Origin of the sequence: Shewanella sp. Iso12 (assembly GCF_012030025.1) — a bacterium.
Classification (GTDB): domain Bacteria; phylum Pseudomonadota; class Gammaproteobacteria; order Enterobacterales; family Shewanellaceae; genus Shewanella; species Shewanella algae.
In genome coordinates, this window is sequence record NZ_JAAUHW010000009.1 from 163,235 (window position 1) to 179,929 (window position 16,695).

General features: G+C 52.0%; 8 protein-coding genes, 8 tRNA genes and 1 pseudogene. 2 read left to right on the forward strand and 15 right to left on the reverse strand.

The features are described from left to right. Nucleotides 1-134 precede the first annotated feature (134 nt). From HCX89_RS15520 to HCX89_RS15535, 4 genes and pseudogenes are all read right to left on the reverse strand, one after another. Nucleotides 135-299 (reverse strand): annotated as a pseudogene (locus HCX89_RS15520) (alpha-amylase family glycosyl hydrolase); the annotation flags it as partial. An 88-nt stretch (nucleotides 300-387) separates the two neighbouring features. After that, complete coding sequence (locus HCX89_RS15525) at nucleotides 388-2,061, reverse strand: ATP-dependent endonuclease (protein ID WP_167716623.1); 1,674 nt, start codon at nucleotides 2,059-2,061, stop codon at nucleotides 388-390. A gap of 108 nt (nucleotides 2,062-2,169) precedes the next feature. After that, a complete protein-coding gene (locus HCX89_RS15530; RefSeq protein ID WP_167716625.1) occupies nucleotides 2,170-2,388 on the reverse strand; it encodes a hypothetical protein in 219 nt (72 codons plus the stop codon). Between the two features lie 666 nt (nucleotides 2,389-3,054). Continuing rightward, nucleotides 3,055-6,279, reverse strand: coding sequence for a S41 family peptidase (locus HCX89_RS15535; RefSeq protein ID WP_167716627.1), 3,225 nt, complete (start codon nucleotides 6,277-6,279; stop codon nucleotides 3,055-3,057). 330 nt (nucleotides 6,280-6,609) lie between these two features. On the opposite strand from HCX89_RS15535, the gene HCX89_RS15540 reads away from it, so the two are divergent. Beyond that, nucleotides 6,610-7,386, forward strand: a complete 777-nt coding sequence (locus HCX89_RS15540; protein WP_159353103.1) for a phosphatase PAP2 family protein — start codon at nucleotides 6,610-6,612, stop codon at nucleotides 7,384-7,386. 70 nt (nucleotides 7,387-7,456) lie between these two features. Here the strand turns inward: HCX89_RS15540 and HCX89_RS15545 are convergent, their stop codons facing one another. Continuing rightward, complete coding sequence (locus HCX89_RS15545; RefSeq protein WP_044734646.1) at nucleotides 7,457-10,885, reverse strand: PAS domain-containing hybrid sensor histidine kinase/response regulator; 3,429 nt, start codon at nucleotides 10,883-10,885, stop codon at nucleotides 7,457-7,459. A gap of 320 nt (nucleotides 10,886-11,205) precedes the next feature. Between HCX89_RS15545 and acs the strand changes: the two genes are divergently transcribed. Next, complete coding sequence (acs, locus tag HCX89_RS15550) at nucleotides 11,206-13,158, forward strand: acetate--CoA ligase (RefSeq protein WP_044734647.1); 1,953 nt, start codon at nucleotides 11,206-11,208, stop codon at nucleotides 13,156-13,158. A 449-nt stretch (nucleotides 13,159-13,607) separates the two neighbouring features. Here acs and HCX89_RS15555 read toward each other — a convergent pair whose 3' ends face one another. The 10 genes from HCX89_RS15555 to ybgF all read right to left on the reverse strand — a co-directional run bounded on the left by HCX89_RS15555 (nucleotide 13,608) and on the right by ybgF (nucleotide 16,688). Next, nucleotides 13,608-14,777, reverse strand: a complete 1,170-nt coding sequence (locus HCX89_RS15555; RefSeq protein ID WP_101096795.1) for a DcaP family trimeric outer membrane transporter — start codon at nucleotides 14,775-14,777, stop codon at nucleotides 13,608-13,610. Between the two features lie 228 nt (nucleotides 14,778-15,005). Continuing rightward, nucleotides 15,006-15,081 (reverse strand) — tRNA-Lys (locus HCX89_RS15560). Nucleotides 15,082-15,100: 19 nt separating this feature from the next. Continuing rightward, a tRNA-Lys gene (locus tag HCX89_RS15565) sits at nucleotides 15,101-15,176 on the reverse strand. A gap of 28 nt (nucleotides 15,177-15,204) precedes the next feature. Next, nucleotides 15,205-15,280, reverse strand: a tRNA-Lys gene (locus tag HCX89_RS15570). 35 nt (nucleotides 15,281-15,315) lie between these two features. Beyond that, nucleotides 15,316-15,391, reverse strand: a tRNA-Lys gene (locus HCX89_RS15575). A 29-nt stretch (nucleotides 15,392-15,420) separates the two neighbouring features. After that, nucleotides 15,421-15,496, reverse strand: a tRNA-Lys gene (locus HCX89_RS15580). A gap of 37 nt (nucleotides 15,497-15,533) precedes the next feature. Continuing rightward, nucleotides 15,534-15,609: transfer RNA gene (locus tag HCX89_RS15585), tRNA-Lys, on the reverse strand. A gap of 35 nt (nucleotides 15,610-15,644) precedes the next feature. Further along, nucleotides 15,645-15,720: transfer RNA gene (locus HCX89_RS15590), tRNA-Lys, on the reverse strand. Nucleotides 15,721-15,746: 26 nt separating this feature from the next. After that, nucleotides 15,747-15,822, reverse strand: a tRNA-Lys gene (locus HCX89_RS15595). A 137-nt stretch (nucleotides 15,823-15,959) separates the two neighbouring features. Beyond that, nucleotides 15,960-16,688, reverse strand: coding sequence for a tol-pal system protein YbgF (gene ybgF / locus HCX89_RS15600; protein ID WP_025011957.1), 729 nt, complete (start codon nucleotides 16,686-16,688; stop codon nucleotides 15,960-15,962). Nucleotides 16,689-16,695: the final 7 nt, after the last annotated feature.

Here is a 16,695-nt window from a genome sequence, read left to right on the forward strand (position 1 = left end):
AATCTAATCACTGAAAATATTCTATATTAGAATATTTGTTGATTTAAAATCATTAACGTCTTACCTAAATCAAAAAATCAAGCCACTCGTTGTAAAATAACAACCTAATATTCTCTCTCAATGACTTCGAATGACGACAACTGCCTGATTTTGTCCACTATCCAGCCACGCCTATGTTCGTAACTGCGCCCAGGCAGTGCATCTTCACTACACAAAAATGCCCTTCGGACGCAACGGTTAATCACGTGGTAAAAGGGCGTACTTTCAGCATCTATCAACTGGCGGTGGGCTGTGGTCATAACCAACCTCGACTGAGCTTTGATGGGTATTTCAAAGCCTAGTCAAGCCTGTGCGAAACATCAAAAGATCTGGCTGTCCTGTCTTTCGTTAACGTTGTTGTACGTTGGTGTTTATCTTTTCTAATGCATGATCAATCTTTTCAAAGAGATTAATAAATGACTTTGCCCACTCTTCATTTTTTTGTTCATCCGCTTTACGCTTTAAAAATTCACGAAGTTGAGATTTTGTTGTTTCGTTTTTTGTAGTAAAAGGCATTAATTGGCTATTAATGTCCGTACAAAAATCATTTATCCAGCTTGGGTGATTTGTATTTGCCTCAACAATCCATTCATGCGGGAACAAACCCTCAACAGAAAACCCTTTAGGTAACATTATAAAGTTTTCGTTACATTTAAAGTTAACACCCTTATTTCCTAGAAACTTTTGTAGTGATTTTCTAGCTTTATCGCCAGCATCATCACCGTCTAATACAACTACCACAGGCCTCTCTTTACTAACATATTCATAAGTTGCTTTCATGAATCCCTCTAATGCTGAAGTCCCCCCAAAATCTAGAAATTCAGCATTTCTAACGTTATCCCATGCATATTTACCGGATGCCTTTACTGGAATTTTATCCAAAACCCATTGAAACAGTTCTCTATCGCTCTTTCCTTCAACAAAAACGTTTAATAAGCCTAAGTTGCAGAAATCACTAAATTTTACACCTAACGAATCTCTGATTGATTTAGTAGCTCCTGTATATGTGTCGAATCTATAGACTTGGGTGTAACCTTCATGTAGTTTCGTACCAATTAATTTTCTAGGATCTTGCGGCACAAACCCCAAGCTATGGGTCGTAGTGACCAAATGAGCTTCTTCAGATAATGAACATAGCATTGAGTTGCATGCGGTTGATAACTCGGGGTGAAGATAAGACTCAGGCTCTTCAATTAACCAAATGGGTGTTCTGCCTTGTCTTTTCTCTTCAGAGCTTATCCACTTGAATGAAGCTATCATCGCTGCACTTTGAATCCCCATACCTTTACGTTCAATTTCAGTTAGCACGGGGTCTGAGAGATGATATTCAAATGAACTAAATAATTTTTTTAATGAGTTATCTGGAATTTTAAAATGAGATTTAATATGCCCCATCCCTACACTTTCAAGTTGCTTATCAATGACATCTGATATAATTTTCAAACCACACTCTATATCATTTATCTTTTCTTCAAGTCTCTGTGCAATTGACATTTTTATAAACGGCAAAAGCAACTCCTCATAAAGATTATCGATACTCTTTGCTGAAGGAACATAGTGACATTCAAAAGAATCCAAAAAGATCAACAAAAACTCTCTTTGAAAATCATTAAATTGTTGCTTTTTATCTGGCTGATATTTGTCACCAGAAAAAATCCGATAAATCGGAGTCCCTGCCCTACTAAAAGTCAGGTAAACATTTACCCTATTCGTTATATCTTTTGGCTGTTCTAGGCATTCATTTAGCTGCTTCAGAATATATTGTGCTTTGGCATCACTTTCCTCAAGTAAAATGGAGCCAATAAGTGATGTTTGACCATTATCCAACTTATCTGGATAATCCCTCCCCAAAATATATCGATATTTATTATCAAAGCCAGTGAAAAATATTTCAATTGCTCTCAGAATATTCGTCTTCCCACTACTATTTGGCCCAACAATAGTCAATCCATCTTGCAGCTCGATCTGCAATTCAGTATCAATTGTCCTAAAATTCTTAATTTTTATAGATTCTAACTTCATTTACACCCACTATTCTGATTTAAACTAACGCCAGATTAAAGGTAAAAGTTGTGGAATAAAATTAAGCAAAGCGAATAGCCCGCAATTTTTATCCTATTGAATTTCTTGTTATGATTGCAACGCACAATCAACTAAGTTTAATAAAATAGCTATTGATTCGATTTCATCACACATAGAAAGACCTGCCACTTCACCATTAGAAGAAAAGCTCTCCGAATGGAGTAGAATTCTTTGATTATCAAAATTGAAACCATAAATATCTAATGAATTTTGAGGTGTATCATTACTTCTTTTATAAGAGACTACAACTTCAAATTTAACTCCCACAAATGAAACTTTAATTAGGGATTCTTTTGTTTATATTGAAAGATCTTTGACACCTGGAATTACTCCATTAAAAGTCGATACCCTTTGACTGAATGAACTGAACAAATTCTTGTTCTTTTTGATTTCTAAAGCTACTTGATGTAGGTGGTTAGTAATATCTGAATAGTTCTGCATATGTTTCCTAGTAATCATAACAGCTGTATAGTACCCATGTGCGTTTTAGTCCTCAGATGAGCGTATAAGCACATCACTATCTACTTGTATTTCCCGGTTAAATAGGATTTGGCCCTGACATCCCTTACCACGAAAAACGCAATCAATGAGTCTCTCATAGCTACCGCACGGGCGCGAATGTTGTTCGTCCCTGAATTCCGCTGAAAACGGAAAAATACCACTGCCGCCGACTTTGAGCTTAAGGAAGTGCTAAAGATAAGCAACTGAATTAGTTACACAATACCCAGTACTGTTTGTGAAAACAATTAACCCAAGGTCAAGTTTTTGACAAAAGCCATAAAAGCCTGTCTTGGTTATTTTTTACAAAATAATTGGCTGAATTTTGATAGTTTTCCAACAAAAAGCGCCGCTTGCCTGTAAGACTAAGGCAAGCGGCGCAAGTTATTGGGCTAGTTTTCCCTGAGCTATTTCATCAGAGCCATATCATCAAAGCTATTTCACCTGAGGCACCCGCACAGGATCGGCGGGCTGCGGCAACTTCACCGGCGCGGCAGATTTCAGCTCATCCAAGGCAATGGCGATGGCCTTTTCCAGCTGAGGATCTATGCCTTTGGCTGTGTCTTTGGTCCACTGCTCGACTTCCACATCCGGGGCCACCCCTTCGTTCTCGACCCGCCACTGGCCGTCGATACTGAAGAAACCGCTGCGTGGCGCCGTGATATGGCCACCATCCATCAGGGAAGGCACACCCCAGATGCCAACCAGGCCACCCCAGGTGCGTTTACCCACCAGCTTGCCCACTTGGTAATAGCGGAACATATAAGGCAGCATGTCGCCGCCCGAGCCGGAGACTTCGTTGATCAGCATCACCTTGGGCCCCCAGACACCGCTGCCCGGGCTGGTCATGGGGTGATCGCCGGCCATCTGGTTATTGAAGTAGCCGTTACGCTCGCGGCGCAGCACATCTATGATGTACTCGGCAATGTAACCGCCGTGGTTGAAGCGCTCATCTATGATCACCCCCTGGCGCTGATTCTGGGCAAAGAAGTAGCGGTTGAAGTAACTGAAACCGTTCTCACCCGTGTCCGGGACCCAAACATAAGCCAGTTTGCCACCGGAAGCTTCATCCACCCGCTTGCGGTTATCCTCGACCCAGGCGTTACGTCTCAATGCCTGTTCGCTGGCCGTTGGCACCACAGTCACTTCGAAGGCTTTTTTGTCGCTGCCATCCGGACTGATGCTGAGACGGGTCTGTTTACCGAGAGTCCCCTGGAAGGCCTGATGGAAGTTGGCCTTGTTATCCAGCGGTTTGCCGTTGACTGCCAGCAGATACTGGCCCGCCTTGACCTGGGGATAGAGGGCCAGCGGCGCACTGCCTTGGTCCGCGGGATACCAGTTTTCGCCGCGATAGATGCGGCTGAAGCGGTAACCCTTGTCGGTCGCCTCAATATCGGCACCGAGCAGACCGGTGCGGTTGTCGGCAATTTCCGGCAAATCGCCATCATTGGTAAAGGAGTGGCCCACAGAGGTTTCGGCGCCCATGTTATCGAGCAGATAGGTCATGTCAGCGCCGTGGCGCACATGGGCGACCAGTGGCTGGAACTCCTTGTATACCGCATCCCAATCGGCGCCGTGCAAATTACTGACATAGAAGTAATCGCGCTGGAAGCGCCAGGCTTCGCGGAAGATTTGCTGCCATTCGGCCTTGGGATCGATACGGGCCGTCAGCTTGACGTTGAGGGTCTTGGCATCGTCACCCATGGGCGCGGCGCCGGCAAATTGCTGCCAGTTGTCGCCAATTTTCACCAGCAGGCTCTCGCCGTCGTGGCTCAGATGATACTCATCGACATCACCGGCCAGGGTATCGGCCTTACGTTCCTCAGTGCTGTACTTGCGAAGCTCTGTGGTTTCATCCAAATCCTGCATATAGAACAGCTCACCTGGCTTACCGGCGCTCAGGCTGTGGATTTTACCGCTCTCACCCAGAGGCAGCACCCGCTGCGCTATACCGTTAAGATCGATTCGCACCGCAGGCGGCGCATCTGAGCCTTTGGCTTCCTCTTCAGTACCGCTGCCCTCTTCCTCGTCGCTTCTTGGCAGCATGGGCGCCTCGGTGCGGGTATTGAGCAGCATGGTATAGAGGCCGTAAGTCGGGGTGAAGGCAACCGAGGTCATATCCAACCAGGCGGCGTGAGGGCCATAGTCGGTACTGGCGGCAAAATAGAGCTTGTCGCCGGCGCTGTCCCACACTGGGTAACGCACATCGGCCATGCCCTGGGTAATTCTGTTGCTCTGATTATTGCGGGTATCGAACAGGTAGAGGCTGCGGAAGAAGCTGTCATCCTGCTTGCTGTAGGCCAGATAACGGCTGTCAGGCGACCAGCTGGGGGCCATTTCCCAGTCGGGGTTCACTACCGGCTGGCTGTCGATAACCTGCGCCTTGCCCTTGGACAAGTCTGCCAGCCAAAGTTGCTGGCGCTGATCGCTGAACACCAGCTGTTTATCATCGGGCGACCAGATAAGTCCGCTATAGAAGCCCTTTTCGGCCAGTTTGATCTCTTGCTGCGGCTTGCCGAGTTGATCGGCTATCACCAGGCGATATTCGCCGCTCTTGTCGGAGAACCAGGCCAGCTGTTTGCCGCCGTTGGACCAGGCGGCGCCTACTTCGCGGCTGTCTGAGCTTTCAGTAAGATTACGGGCATCGCCGTGCTCCACGGGCACAGTAAATACATCACCGCGGGCCACAAACAAGGCGCGCTTACCGGTAGGCGAAATGGCCGCCGACTCTATCTGCTTTTCAACCTCTTCAAAGCGTGGCCGCACCCAGGGGAAATCGGCATGCAGGTTGATGGCCAGTGCCTCGCCCTTGTCGTTGGCATTGGTATTAGCCAGCGACTTTTTCACCAGCTCACCGCGGTATTCGTATACCAGAATGTCGTTATCCAGGGTAAAGCCTTTAACATCGGCATCCTGGTAATGGGTCACCTGCTCCGGCTCGCCACCCTTGGCCGCGACCCGAAAGATATTGGTGACCTGAGAGCGGTTGGAGAGGAAATAGATATAGTCGCCGTGCCACTGGGGCTCAAGATCCTGGGTGTTGTCCCAGGGCAGATCTTTTTCCTCCAGGCTATCGAGCGAAATCAACCTGAGCGGCTGATTCTGGCCGCCGCGGTAGTTACGCCAGCCCGGATCCCAAAGACCGGCGCGGCGGTAAACCAGCTGCTTGCCATCGGCAGAGAAACTGCCGTCAAAGGCGCGGTTCATGGGTAAAGGCTTGGGATTGCCGCCCTCGATGGACAGGGTAAACAGCTGCTGCCAGCCTCTTGGGGCATTGGCCCTGCCGGATCGCAGCAATACCGACTTGCTGTCCGGGCTCCAGCCCACCAGTTGATCCACATCCGGGTGGAAGGTCAGGCGTTTGGGCTCGCCACCGGCAATCGGCAGCAGGTAGATATCCTGATTGCCCTCATAGTCGCCGGTAAAGGCCACCCACTTGCCGTCGGGCGACAGCTTGGGTTGCATCTCCTGCCCCTGGAAACTGGTGAGGCGCACCGCCTCGCCGCCCTTGAGCGACACTTTCCAGATATCCTTGGCGTAGGAAAACACCAGAGTATCACCGCGAAGATCCGGCTCCCGCAGGAGTTTGGCCTCGGCAGCCAGCAAATTGGGGCTGCCTAGCGCAAGGGCCGTCAGCCAAAAGAGTTTATTGAGCTTCATTCCTGTTCCTTGTATTTGAATACCAGCAAACCTGTGGGGATCCCCCGCCAAAACCGCAACTTAACCAGCGCCATAGCAGAGCTACCCCTGTAACATAACCAGTGGTAAAAAAATACGCAAAAAAGGTTTTGTTTCAACTCATTGCAATACGCCATTCCGGGCAATTGAGACAAAAACCCCCGACCTTAAGCAGACCTTAATCTGAGCCGGCCAGAATAATGCCTATCCACCAGCCGGGCCATGAATTCAACGCCCACTTTTTCAGGCTTTTTATTTCGCAGATCTCAGCTGCGACTCTGTCTCAACTCGCACTATGTCACAGGAATCACAATGCCCATTGCAAGCCACCCGCTGAGTTTTCAACACTGGTTCAAACATCATCTGCTGTTGCCGTTATCGGTAGGGCTTGGCGTGCTTATCTTGCTGCACATCACTAATGCCGACCTGCTGCTGGCACAGTGGATGTTGGCATTTGAGGGCACCGACACAGCCTGGCCCTGGCGCCATGCCTTTGTTGCAGACAAACTGCTGCACACAGGAGGACGGGATCTGGTGGTGCTGGCGGCAGTTGTGTTGCTGTCGACCCTGGTTTTAAGCAGTTTCAAAGCCTCAATGAAGCGCTGGCGCCGGCCCTTGCTGATGCTGTTTATAAGCGCCCTGGCAACCGTGCTTTTGGTGCGTATCGGCAAGAGCATGACCAATGTTGCCTGCCCCTGGGATCTCAGTTTATTTGGTGGCCAGCAGCCTTATCTGCCCTTCCCCATGAGCCTGAGCGTTGACACTGAATTGGGCCAGTGTTTCCCCGGCGGCCACTCCAGCGGCGCCTTTGCCTGGGTGGGACTTTATTATCTGGCGTTGGTCTTGAAGCCGAAATGGCGCTTTAAGTTACTCGGCGCGGTATTGCTGATAGGCGCCGTGTTCAGTCTGTGTCAGGAGTTTCGCGGCGCCCACTTTTTATCCCACGATATCGCCAGCGCCCTTATCGGTTGGACCATGGCGACCTTGAGCTACGGCCTGGCTTATCGCCCTTGGCGAGCGGCCGGATACGCCGGGGTTCTGGCGCAAGCACAGACACTGACGCAGACACAGACAGAAGTCACCCGCTAAAATACAGGGCCTGATCTATCGCCGATAAATCAGGCCCTGTTTCCAAAGGCTATTTCACTGAGCTTTTAAATTACGCCTTCTTCACCAGGCTGGAGATCAAGGCCCTGAGCGCCGCCGGTTTAATCATCTTGGCCATATAGTGGTAACCGCGGCGCTCGACATCCTCCACCAGATCCTTACGGGTATTGGCGGTGATCAAAATGCCGGGCAGATGTTGCCCATACAGCGCCCTGAGCTCATCCATGGCATCGACGCCGTTTTGGCCCTTATCCAGATGATAATCCGCCAGCATGATATCCGGCGCCACCCCTTTGAGCCCCAGCTTGATCCTGGCATCACTCAGATCCCGGGCGCAGATCACCTCGCACTGCCAGCGGCTCAACAGGCTTTCGAGCCCGGCGAGGATAGCCTCTTCGTTGTCGATACACAGCACCTTGACCCCGGCGAGCGGCTGCAACACAGAAGAGATGGCCTTGGGTTGCGGCACGCTGACAGTGGCCCCAAGCGGCACCCGAATGGCAAATACAGAGCCCTTGCCCTGTACCGAAGATACACGGATATCATGCTCCAGCACCTTGCTTATTCTGTCGGCTATCGCCAGCCCAAGCCCCAGGCCGTTGACGCTGTTGGAATGGGGGTTATCCAGGCGCTTGAACTCGTGAAATATCTCCCTAAGCTGCCCGGCTTCAATGCCGCAGCCGGTATCCAGCACCTGCACCTCAAGCTCACTGCCGCGGCGACGACAGCCCATCAGCACCCGCCCGCCCTTGGCATAGCGATAGGCGTTGGTGAGAAAGTTCTGCAGCACCCGCCGCAGCAGTGAAGGGTCTGAATTGACCGTCAGGCTGCAGGGCATCATGGCAAAGCGGATCTGGCAGTCTTTGGCCATGGCCTCAAACTCCACCGCCAGGGCGTTGAGCACTTCGGAGATGGCAAAGTCGCGCCGTTTTACCTCCACCATGCCGGAATCCAGCTTGGAGATATCCAAAAGATCGGTCAGCAGTTCACCGGCGGTTTTCAGTGAGCTGTTGACATGGGAGAGGGTCAGTCGCCCTTCCCTGTCCAGCCCGGGATACTGACTCAAAGAGGCGGTAAACAGCCTGGCCGCATTGAGCGGCTGCATTAAGTCATGCCCCACCGCCGCCAGAAAACGGCTCTTGGAAGCGTTGGCCATCTCCTCCTGGGCCTTGGCTTCGAGCAGCTTGCTGTTGAGCAGCGCCAGCTCATAGGTGCGCTCCTTGACTCTGGCCTCCAGGGTTTCGTTGACCTGCTCCAGCGCCTGTTGCTGCTCACGATATTGGGTAATGTCGGTAAAGGTCATCACAAAACCGCCGTCCGGCATGGGATTGCCTTGAATCTTGATCACCTTGCCATCGCGCCTGCGCCGCTCTGAGCTGTGGGCGGTGCCGTTACGCATATGCTGTACCCGGCGCTCGACATGCTCATTCACATCCCCCGGGCCGCAGTAGCCGCGGGAGGCATTGAAACGTATCACCTCGCTGATGGGCATTCCCGGTTGCAGGAAATCCTCCGGATAGTCGTAAAGCTCTACATAGCGGTAGTTCCAGGCCACCAGGTTGAGATCTTTGTCCACCACGCTCATACCCTCGTAGGCGTGTTCTATGGCGGCGCGCAGCATGTCCTGACTGAGAATAATCTTCGATGAGGCCTCATCCACCAGGCTGAAGACTTCATCGAGGGCCAGATCCCGCCCCTGCAACACTGAGTCCATCACCAAAGAGGCGCTGGAAGCCCCCAGCACCCCGGCCAGCATGTGCTCGGTATGGGCAATAAGCTCGGGTGATGCGGTCTTGTGCCAGCTGTCGCTGCGCACCGCATCGGCAGAAAAGCGCGAGAAACTCTCATAGGCCCGGGTCGGGCTGACAAAGCGGCTAGCCAGGATAAGCAAGTCCTGCTGACTGATGGGGCCTGTCTTGCGATTGCCTGTGTTTTTGAGTTCACCCGGGGTGACAAAGGCGCTGGCCTGAATACGCTCCACCAAGCCGGCGCGCAGCCAGATAGAGCCGCCGATATAGCCAATCAGGTTGGCGCCGAGTGCCAACAGGGTATCGTTGACATTGGGCTTAAGCGCCTTTAACAGTTCAAATTGACCTGCCAGCACGCCTTCCCAGGCGCCCGAGCCCTTGAGCAGCAAAAAGCCCCATAGACCAAAGCCCGCCGCCATGCCGAGAAACACCCCGGCGCGATTGCCATGTTTCCAGTAGAGCCCGCCCACCAAGGCCGGTGCCAACTGGGCAAAGGCGCCGAAAGACAGCATGCCCAGGTTGGACAGGGAATCACTGCTCTCAAAGCTCAGGTAACTGAAATACCCGAAAGCCAGGATCAGCGCGATGGAGAGACGTCTGGCATAGAGCAGTTGCTGGGAAAACTGGCTGAAGTTCTTGCGACGGATCTGCCCGGTACGCAAGAGTACCGGCACCAGCCACTCGTTGCTTATCATCACACTGATGGTCACCACAGCCACTATCACCATACCGGTGGCGGCCGAGAGGGTTCCCAGCAGCGCCACTATCGCCAGCCAAGGTGCGTCCAGCGCCAGCGGCAGATTGATCACATAGGTATCGGCAGAGACACTGTCGCCGAGCAGCACCTTGCCCGCCAGTGCCAGCGGCCCGACAAACAAGCCGAACAGGCCGATATAGAGAGGGAACAACCAGCGCGCCTTGGACAGTGTCTGCTCGCCTTCTGCCTCGACCACCATTACGTGGAACTGGCGCGGCATACAGAGAAAAGCCGCCATGCCGACTATCAGCTCGGGCATCAGCGCTTCGAGCCTTAGATTGGGATTGACTATTACGCCCTTGGCGCTGGCCTGGCTCCAGAGGTCGCCAAAGCCGCCGAATACCCCGAAGACCACTATGCCGCCCACCAACACAAAGGCGGCCAGTTTCACCAAGGATTCAAAGGCGATAGCCAGCATCATCCCCGGGTTATGCTCGGTGGCATCCAGTTTGCGGGTGCCGAAGAGGATGGCAAAGATGGCCAGCAGCACGGCGATGATAAGCGCGACTTTGGCGCCATCGAGCGGATCATCCGGGCTTTGGAACAGGCTTAGGCTGAATACCATGGCTTTCAGCTGCAGCGCGATATAGGGCATGATGCCGAACAGGGCAATGAGAGTGATGATCACCGCCAGCGGCTGCGACTTGCCGTAGCGGGCGGCGATAAAGTCGGCCACCGAGGTGATATTTTGCGCCTTGGACACCACCACCATTTTGCGCAGCATGCCAAAGCCCAGGGTAAAAATGATGATGGGGCCGATAAAGATATGCAGATAGGACCAAAAGTCATTGGCCGACTGGCCAACCGTGCCGAGAAAACTCCAGGAAGAGCAATACACCGCCAGGCTGAGGGCGTAGATCCATTTCTGCAACCTGCGGGTGACACCACTGAACCAACGCTCCGCGCCCCAGGCAAGCAGAAACAGCAAACAAACATAACAGACGGCGATCACCGCCACAAAAAGGGTCAGATTCATAGGGTTCTCTTTATTGTCGCCGTATCCGTCGGCGACTGTTGTTATCCCGGCTAGATTACACCAGCCAATGGCTTTGATGAACCGCTGCCTTAGCCTGCGTTCATGTTCCCTTACTTTGCAGAGGCAGAAACCCGGCGTTTTCAGGCGGCTTTCAATGCTAAAAAACGGCGCCGGCTCAAGTACTTCAAGCTGTTCGTTTTAAACGCAATAACCGGTTAATAAATAACATTTTTTCAGAACTAGACCAATGTCTAATAGAGACGGCACCGGCAAGCATCCCATACTTTGGCTCACGCATGACAAAAACAAAGGGAAGCCAAATGAGCACTCAGTCTCTTTATAAAGTGCCCGCAGCAATTGCGGCCAATGCACTGGTAAATGATGAAAAATATAAGAAAATGTACCAGGAGTCCGTGGTTAACCCCGAAGGTTTCTGGCGTGAACATGGAAAACGTATCGACTGGATCAAGCCCTATACCAAGGTCAAGAAAACCTCATTTGACGATCACAACCTGTCCATCAACTGGTTCTACGACGGCACACTGAACGCCTCGGCCAACTGCCTCGACCGCCATCTGGAAAAACTTGGCGACCAAACCGCCATCATCTGGGAAGGCGATGATGCCAAAGATCAACGCACCCTGAGCTACAGCCAGCTGCACACAGAAGTGTGCAAATTTGCCAACGCCCTCAAGAGCCAGGGCGTGCGCCGCGGTGACGTGGTCACCATGTATATGCCCATGGTGCCGGAAGCCGCCATCGCCATGCTGGCCTGTGCCCGCATCGGCGCCGTGCATTCCGTGGTATTTGGTGGTTTTTCCCCGGATTCCATCGCTTCACGTATCATAGATGGCCGCTCCAAGGTAATTTTGACCGCAGACGAAGGTCTGCGTGGTGGCCGGGCCATCCCACTCAAGCGCAATATCGATGAGGCGCTGGCCCATCCGGATGTCACCACGGTTGAGAAGGTGATAGTGCTCAAACGCACCGGCAATGATATCAACTGGGTCGATGGTCGTGATGTCTGGTGGGAATCGCTGACCGAAACCGCTTCCGAGCATTGCGAAGTGGAAGAGATGGGCGCCGAGGATCCCTTGTTCCTGCTCTACACCTCAGGCTCTACCGGTAACCCCAAGGGTGTACTGCACACTACGGGCGGCTACATGGTGTACGCCTCTATGACCCACGAATATGTGTTCGACTACAAGCAGGGCGAAGTCTACTGGTGCACCGCAGATGTGGGCTGGATCACCGGCCACAGCTATATGATTTACGGCCCGCTGGCCAATGGCGCCACAGTGCTTATTCACGAAGGTGTGCCCAACTACCCAAGCCCTGCCCGCCTGGGCGAGATGATTGACCGCCATCAGGTCAACATACTCTACACGGCCCCCACGCTTATCCGTGCCCTGATGGCCGAAGGTAAGGAGCAATTTGACCAGTTTGACGGCAGCTCGCTGCGGATCATGGGCTCTGTGGGCGAACCCATCAACCCTGAGGCCTGGCGCTGGTATCACGAGGTCATAGGTCATGAGCATTGCCCGATTGTCGATACCTGGTGGCAAACCGAAACCGGCGGCATTCTTATCAGCCCGCTGCCCGGTGCAACGGACACCAAGCCTGGCTCGGCCACCCGTCCCTTCTTCGGGGTGCAACCTGCGCTGGTAGACAATATGGGCAATATTCTGGAAGGCGCTACCGAGGGCAACCTGGTGATGCTGGATTCCTGGCCGGGACAGATGCGCACGGTTTACGGTGATCATGAGCGCTTTGCCCTGACCTACTTCAAAACCTTCCGCGGCATGTATTTCACCGGTGACGGTGCCCGCCGAGATGAAGATGGCTACTACTGGATCACCGGCCGGGTCGATGACGTGATTAACGTCTCCGGTCACCGGTTGGGTACCGCCGAGATTGAAAGCGCACTGGTGGCGCACGATCTGGTGGCCGAGGCTGCGGTTGTGGGTTACCCCCATGACATCAAGGGCCAGGGGATCTACGCCTATGTCACGCTGACCAAGGGCATAGAAGCCACCGAAGAGCTGAGACAACAGCTGAGACAATGGGTGCGCAAAGAGATTGGCGCCCTGGCGACCCCTGATCTTATCCAGTTTGCCGGTGGTCTGCCCAAGACCCGCTCCGGCAAGATCATGCGCCGCTTCCTGCGCAAGATTGCCGCCAACGAGATAACCAACCTTGGAGATGCATCAACTCTGGCCGACCCAGCCGTGATTGATACTCTGATTGAGTCGCGACTCAACCGTACAGAGTAAAAGCTTACTTCCTCCTATTGCCCCTCCTGGAGGGGCATTTTTTTACTTTCAGCTTGCCCCAGAATCGGCTTAAACGGGTTACCGACGTAAGCCGCTCATACATTTCAGGTACCTCTCCAGTTGACCCCGAAGCATTAACATGTGAAGAATGACTTCTCAAATGTTATCAATGGCATGAATAGCGAATTAGTGTTTGGCAAGCTCAGCGCAACGATAACCAACATAATGGGCCATTGCCTGCTTCTGGCGTTGATGAACCTCTATGACCGGAATTTGCAATGAAGGGGAACCATGTCATTCATTACAGCCCCTAAACCTTTGAGGCAGATTTCACAATTGCCTGATATTTAGGGCCAGAGTAAAAAAGCAAGCCACCCTGAGGTGGCTTGGCTAAGAGTATAAATAGGGAGTCACAAGTAGGGAGTCACAGCTCCCGGTCGCAACAAGGGTTAGAGCACGTATTTGGCCGAGAAGGTGACCCGGTTAAGCTCACCATCTGTGCCATTTTCCCGTTCGTTCTTGGCATACATATACTCTACCCCAAAGGTCAGTGCCTTCACCGGCGAGTAAAGCAGATTGATATAACCTGAATAGGATTCCTTATTGGCGCTGCCTCCGGTCAGAGACACATCGTTATCGGCGCTGAAAGCAGACAAGGTAAAGCTTGATCGCCACTGCTCGTTCCACCAATGACGATAAGACACAAAGCCTGAGTAGGATTCTATTGCCTGCAGGTCGTTGTTGTTGTCCAGTACCGCGCCATTGGCAAAGTTCAGCGCCACATAGCGGCCCAGGCCTTCGCCATAGGTGGCGGTGAAACGGATATCATCACGGCCCACAGGAATGATCCCGGCCACGCTGGCGCCATAGCCGAGCTCAGTGCTGTCTATATCCTGATTGGCGATACGGGTCTCAAGCTCGAGCTGCCTCAGCATCCCCATCACAGAGAAACTGGCGCCGCCAGAGGTCTTGAAGTTATAACGGGCGATAAGATCCGGCATCACCCCATTGCCACTGGTGATCCGGCTGCCACCGCCATAGGGAGTAATGGTAGTTTCCGGGTTTTCAATGGCGATTTGAAAGCCACCATTGCTGTATCTCAGCTGCGCCTGACGGGCAAAGGGAGTCCCTTCGGTGGCACCCACAAAATCAAGGTTTTCTGGCAGTGCCCCCGGGTTCATAAAGGTGGTCCAGGTCTGGCCTATGGTCCAGTTGTCATAGCTGATAAAGGCGTGACGAATGCGCGGTGAATAGCTGTTGGATACCCGCTCATCACCATCGGTATGAGTCATGAAGTCCAGCTCAATAAAGCCGGTGAGAGTGTGGCCGTCGAGATCTGTTACCGTCTTGAAGTTAAAACGGGTTTCCCGCGCCTGGAAGTCGGTCACCTGATTGCCGTTGCCATCTACCCCATAGATGGCGCCGGGCACATAGAACTGGCGTGAGACGTTGTTGGAGTCGGGCGCGCCATTACTGTAATCGCTGAACATGATATCGGCCTTGAGATAGCCGCCAAACTGCACGTCAGTCTTTTCCAATACCGATGCCTGAGCCGTCCCCAAACCACCCAGAGCCAGAAGGGTTGCAGCGCATACCCCGGTGAGTCTTGCTTGTTTCATCTTGGATTGTCTCCTTGTTGTTATGCCAATCCATCCGGCAAAAAACACAACGGCCAAGACAGATTGAGAAAGCAAGAAGCACTATCCGATGTTTAACAGAATTGAAACATTGGCAATAGGTCTATGAGACAAAAGTAGAAAAGTATTGGCTAAATTAGCTTGGATATCAAAGCGAATCGACTGAAGCTGGATATTGGTGAGCTTGGCGTTTTCAAGAGGAGTTCTGTATGGTGGGTCGTGAAGGATTCGAACCTTCGACCAATTGGTTAAAAGCCAACTGCTCTACCGACTGAGCTAACGACCCATACAGATTGAGCATTCAGTGGTGGGTCGTGAAGGATTCGAACCTTCGACCAATTGGTTAAAAGCCAACTGCTCTACCGACTGAGCTAACGACCCACTGAATGTTGTGGTCTATCTTTCCTGATGGTGGGTCGTGAAGGATTCGAACCTTCGACCAATTGGTTAAAAGCCAACTGCTCTACCGACTGAGCTAACGACCCGCAGGAAGATCTACCTTTTGCAGCACGCTGAGAAATGGTGGGTCGTGAAGGATTCGAACCTTCGACCAATTGGTTAAAAGCCAACTGCTCTACCGACTGAGCTAACGACCCATCTGGGTGTCACCCTATTCTCAGGCAAATGGTGGGTCGTGAAGGATTCGAACCTTCGACCAATTGGTTAAAAGCCAACTGCTCTACCGACTGAGCTAACGACCCACGGATATACTGCCAGATTGTTTGATTTGGATTGCGATGGTGGGTCGTGAAGGATTCGAACCTTCGACCAATTGGTTAAAAGCCAACTGCTCTACCGACTGAGCTAACGACCCGACATTGACTGCCGAGGCAGACCGCAATAAATCAGTGGTGGGTCGTGAAGGATTCGAACCTTCGACCAATTGGTTAAAAGCCAACTGCTCTACCGACTGAGCTAACGACCCACTAAAAGGTTTACGAAACATGAAGTTGGTGGGTCGTGAAGGATTCGAACCTTCGACCAATTGGTTAAAAGCCAACTGCTCTACCGACTGAGCTAACGACCCATTCAAGTTTCGCCTCAGCAGGCCATGCCGTGCTGAGGGCGCCTATAATACCGCTTTGTGATTCTCATGCAAGTGTAAATTCCCGATTTTTTGTTGTTTGCATGAAAAACAAACTGGGCGGATGTTTTTTAGTTAAATCATGGTTTAATTGCCGCCAATTGCTGCTGTGCAATCCTTGCTGCAGCGCTGTTTGCGTACTGTTTCACCACTTGCTGATAGTAGTTCTTTGCCGCCGTTTTATCGCCGGTTTTTTCGGCAATCAGCCCAAGTTTAACCAGACTGTCGGCCCGCTTACCCGATTCTTTGAAGTTATCGACCACATTGGCAAAAGCGGTTTTGGCTTCAGCAAATTCATTCTTATTATAGAGCAGTTGCCCGAGCCAATAGTTGGCGTTATCGGCAAAGCCCGAATTGGGGTACTGCTTGATAAAGTCACGAAATGCCGGAATTGCTGCGTCGTACTGGCGCTCTTTCAGTACCAGATCGACCGCCCTTTGATAGCTGTCGGTCTCGGACAAAGACGAACTGGCCACCACATTTGATGGGGTTTGGCTGACGGCGGGCGCCGCAGGCTTGCTTTGCAGGTTGGCGATTTCGTCATAGAGCTGGCGCTGACGCTGCAACATCTGGTTTATCTGATAGTTCTGTTGTTCGGTCAGGCCTCTGAGTTCCAGCACCTCCTGCTGCAGAGTATCCATTCTGCGCATGGTCTCAAACTCGGCTTGCTGACGGGCCTTGATGATCCGCTCAAGGCGGGCGATGCGATCCTCACTGGAACCGCCGCCAATGTCTTCAACGGGCGCTGGGGCCGCATAAGCGACCCCAGTTCCCAGAAGCATGGCCGTGATGATAACGGCTTTCTTCATTCTTCAA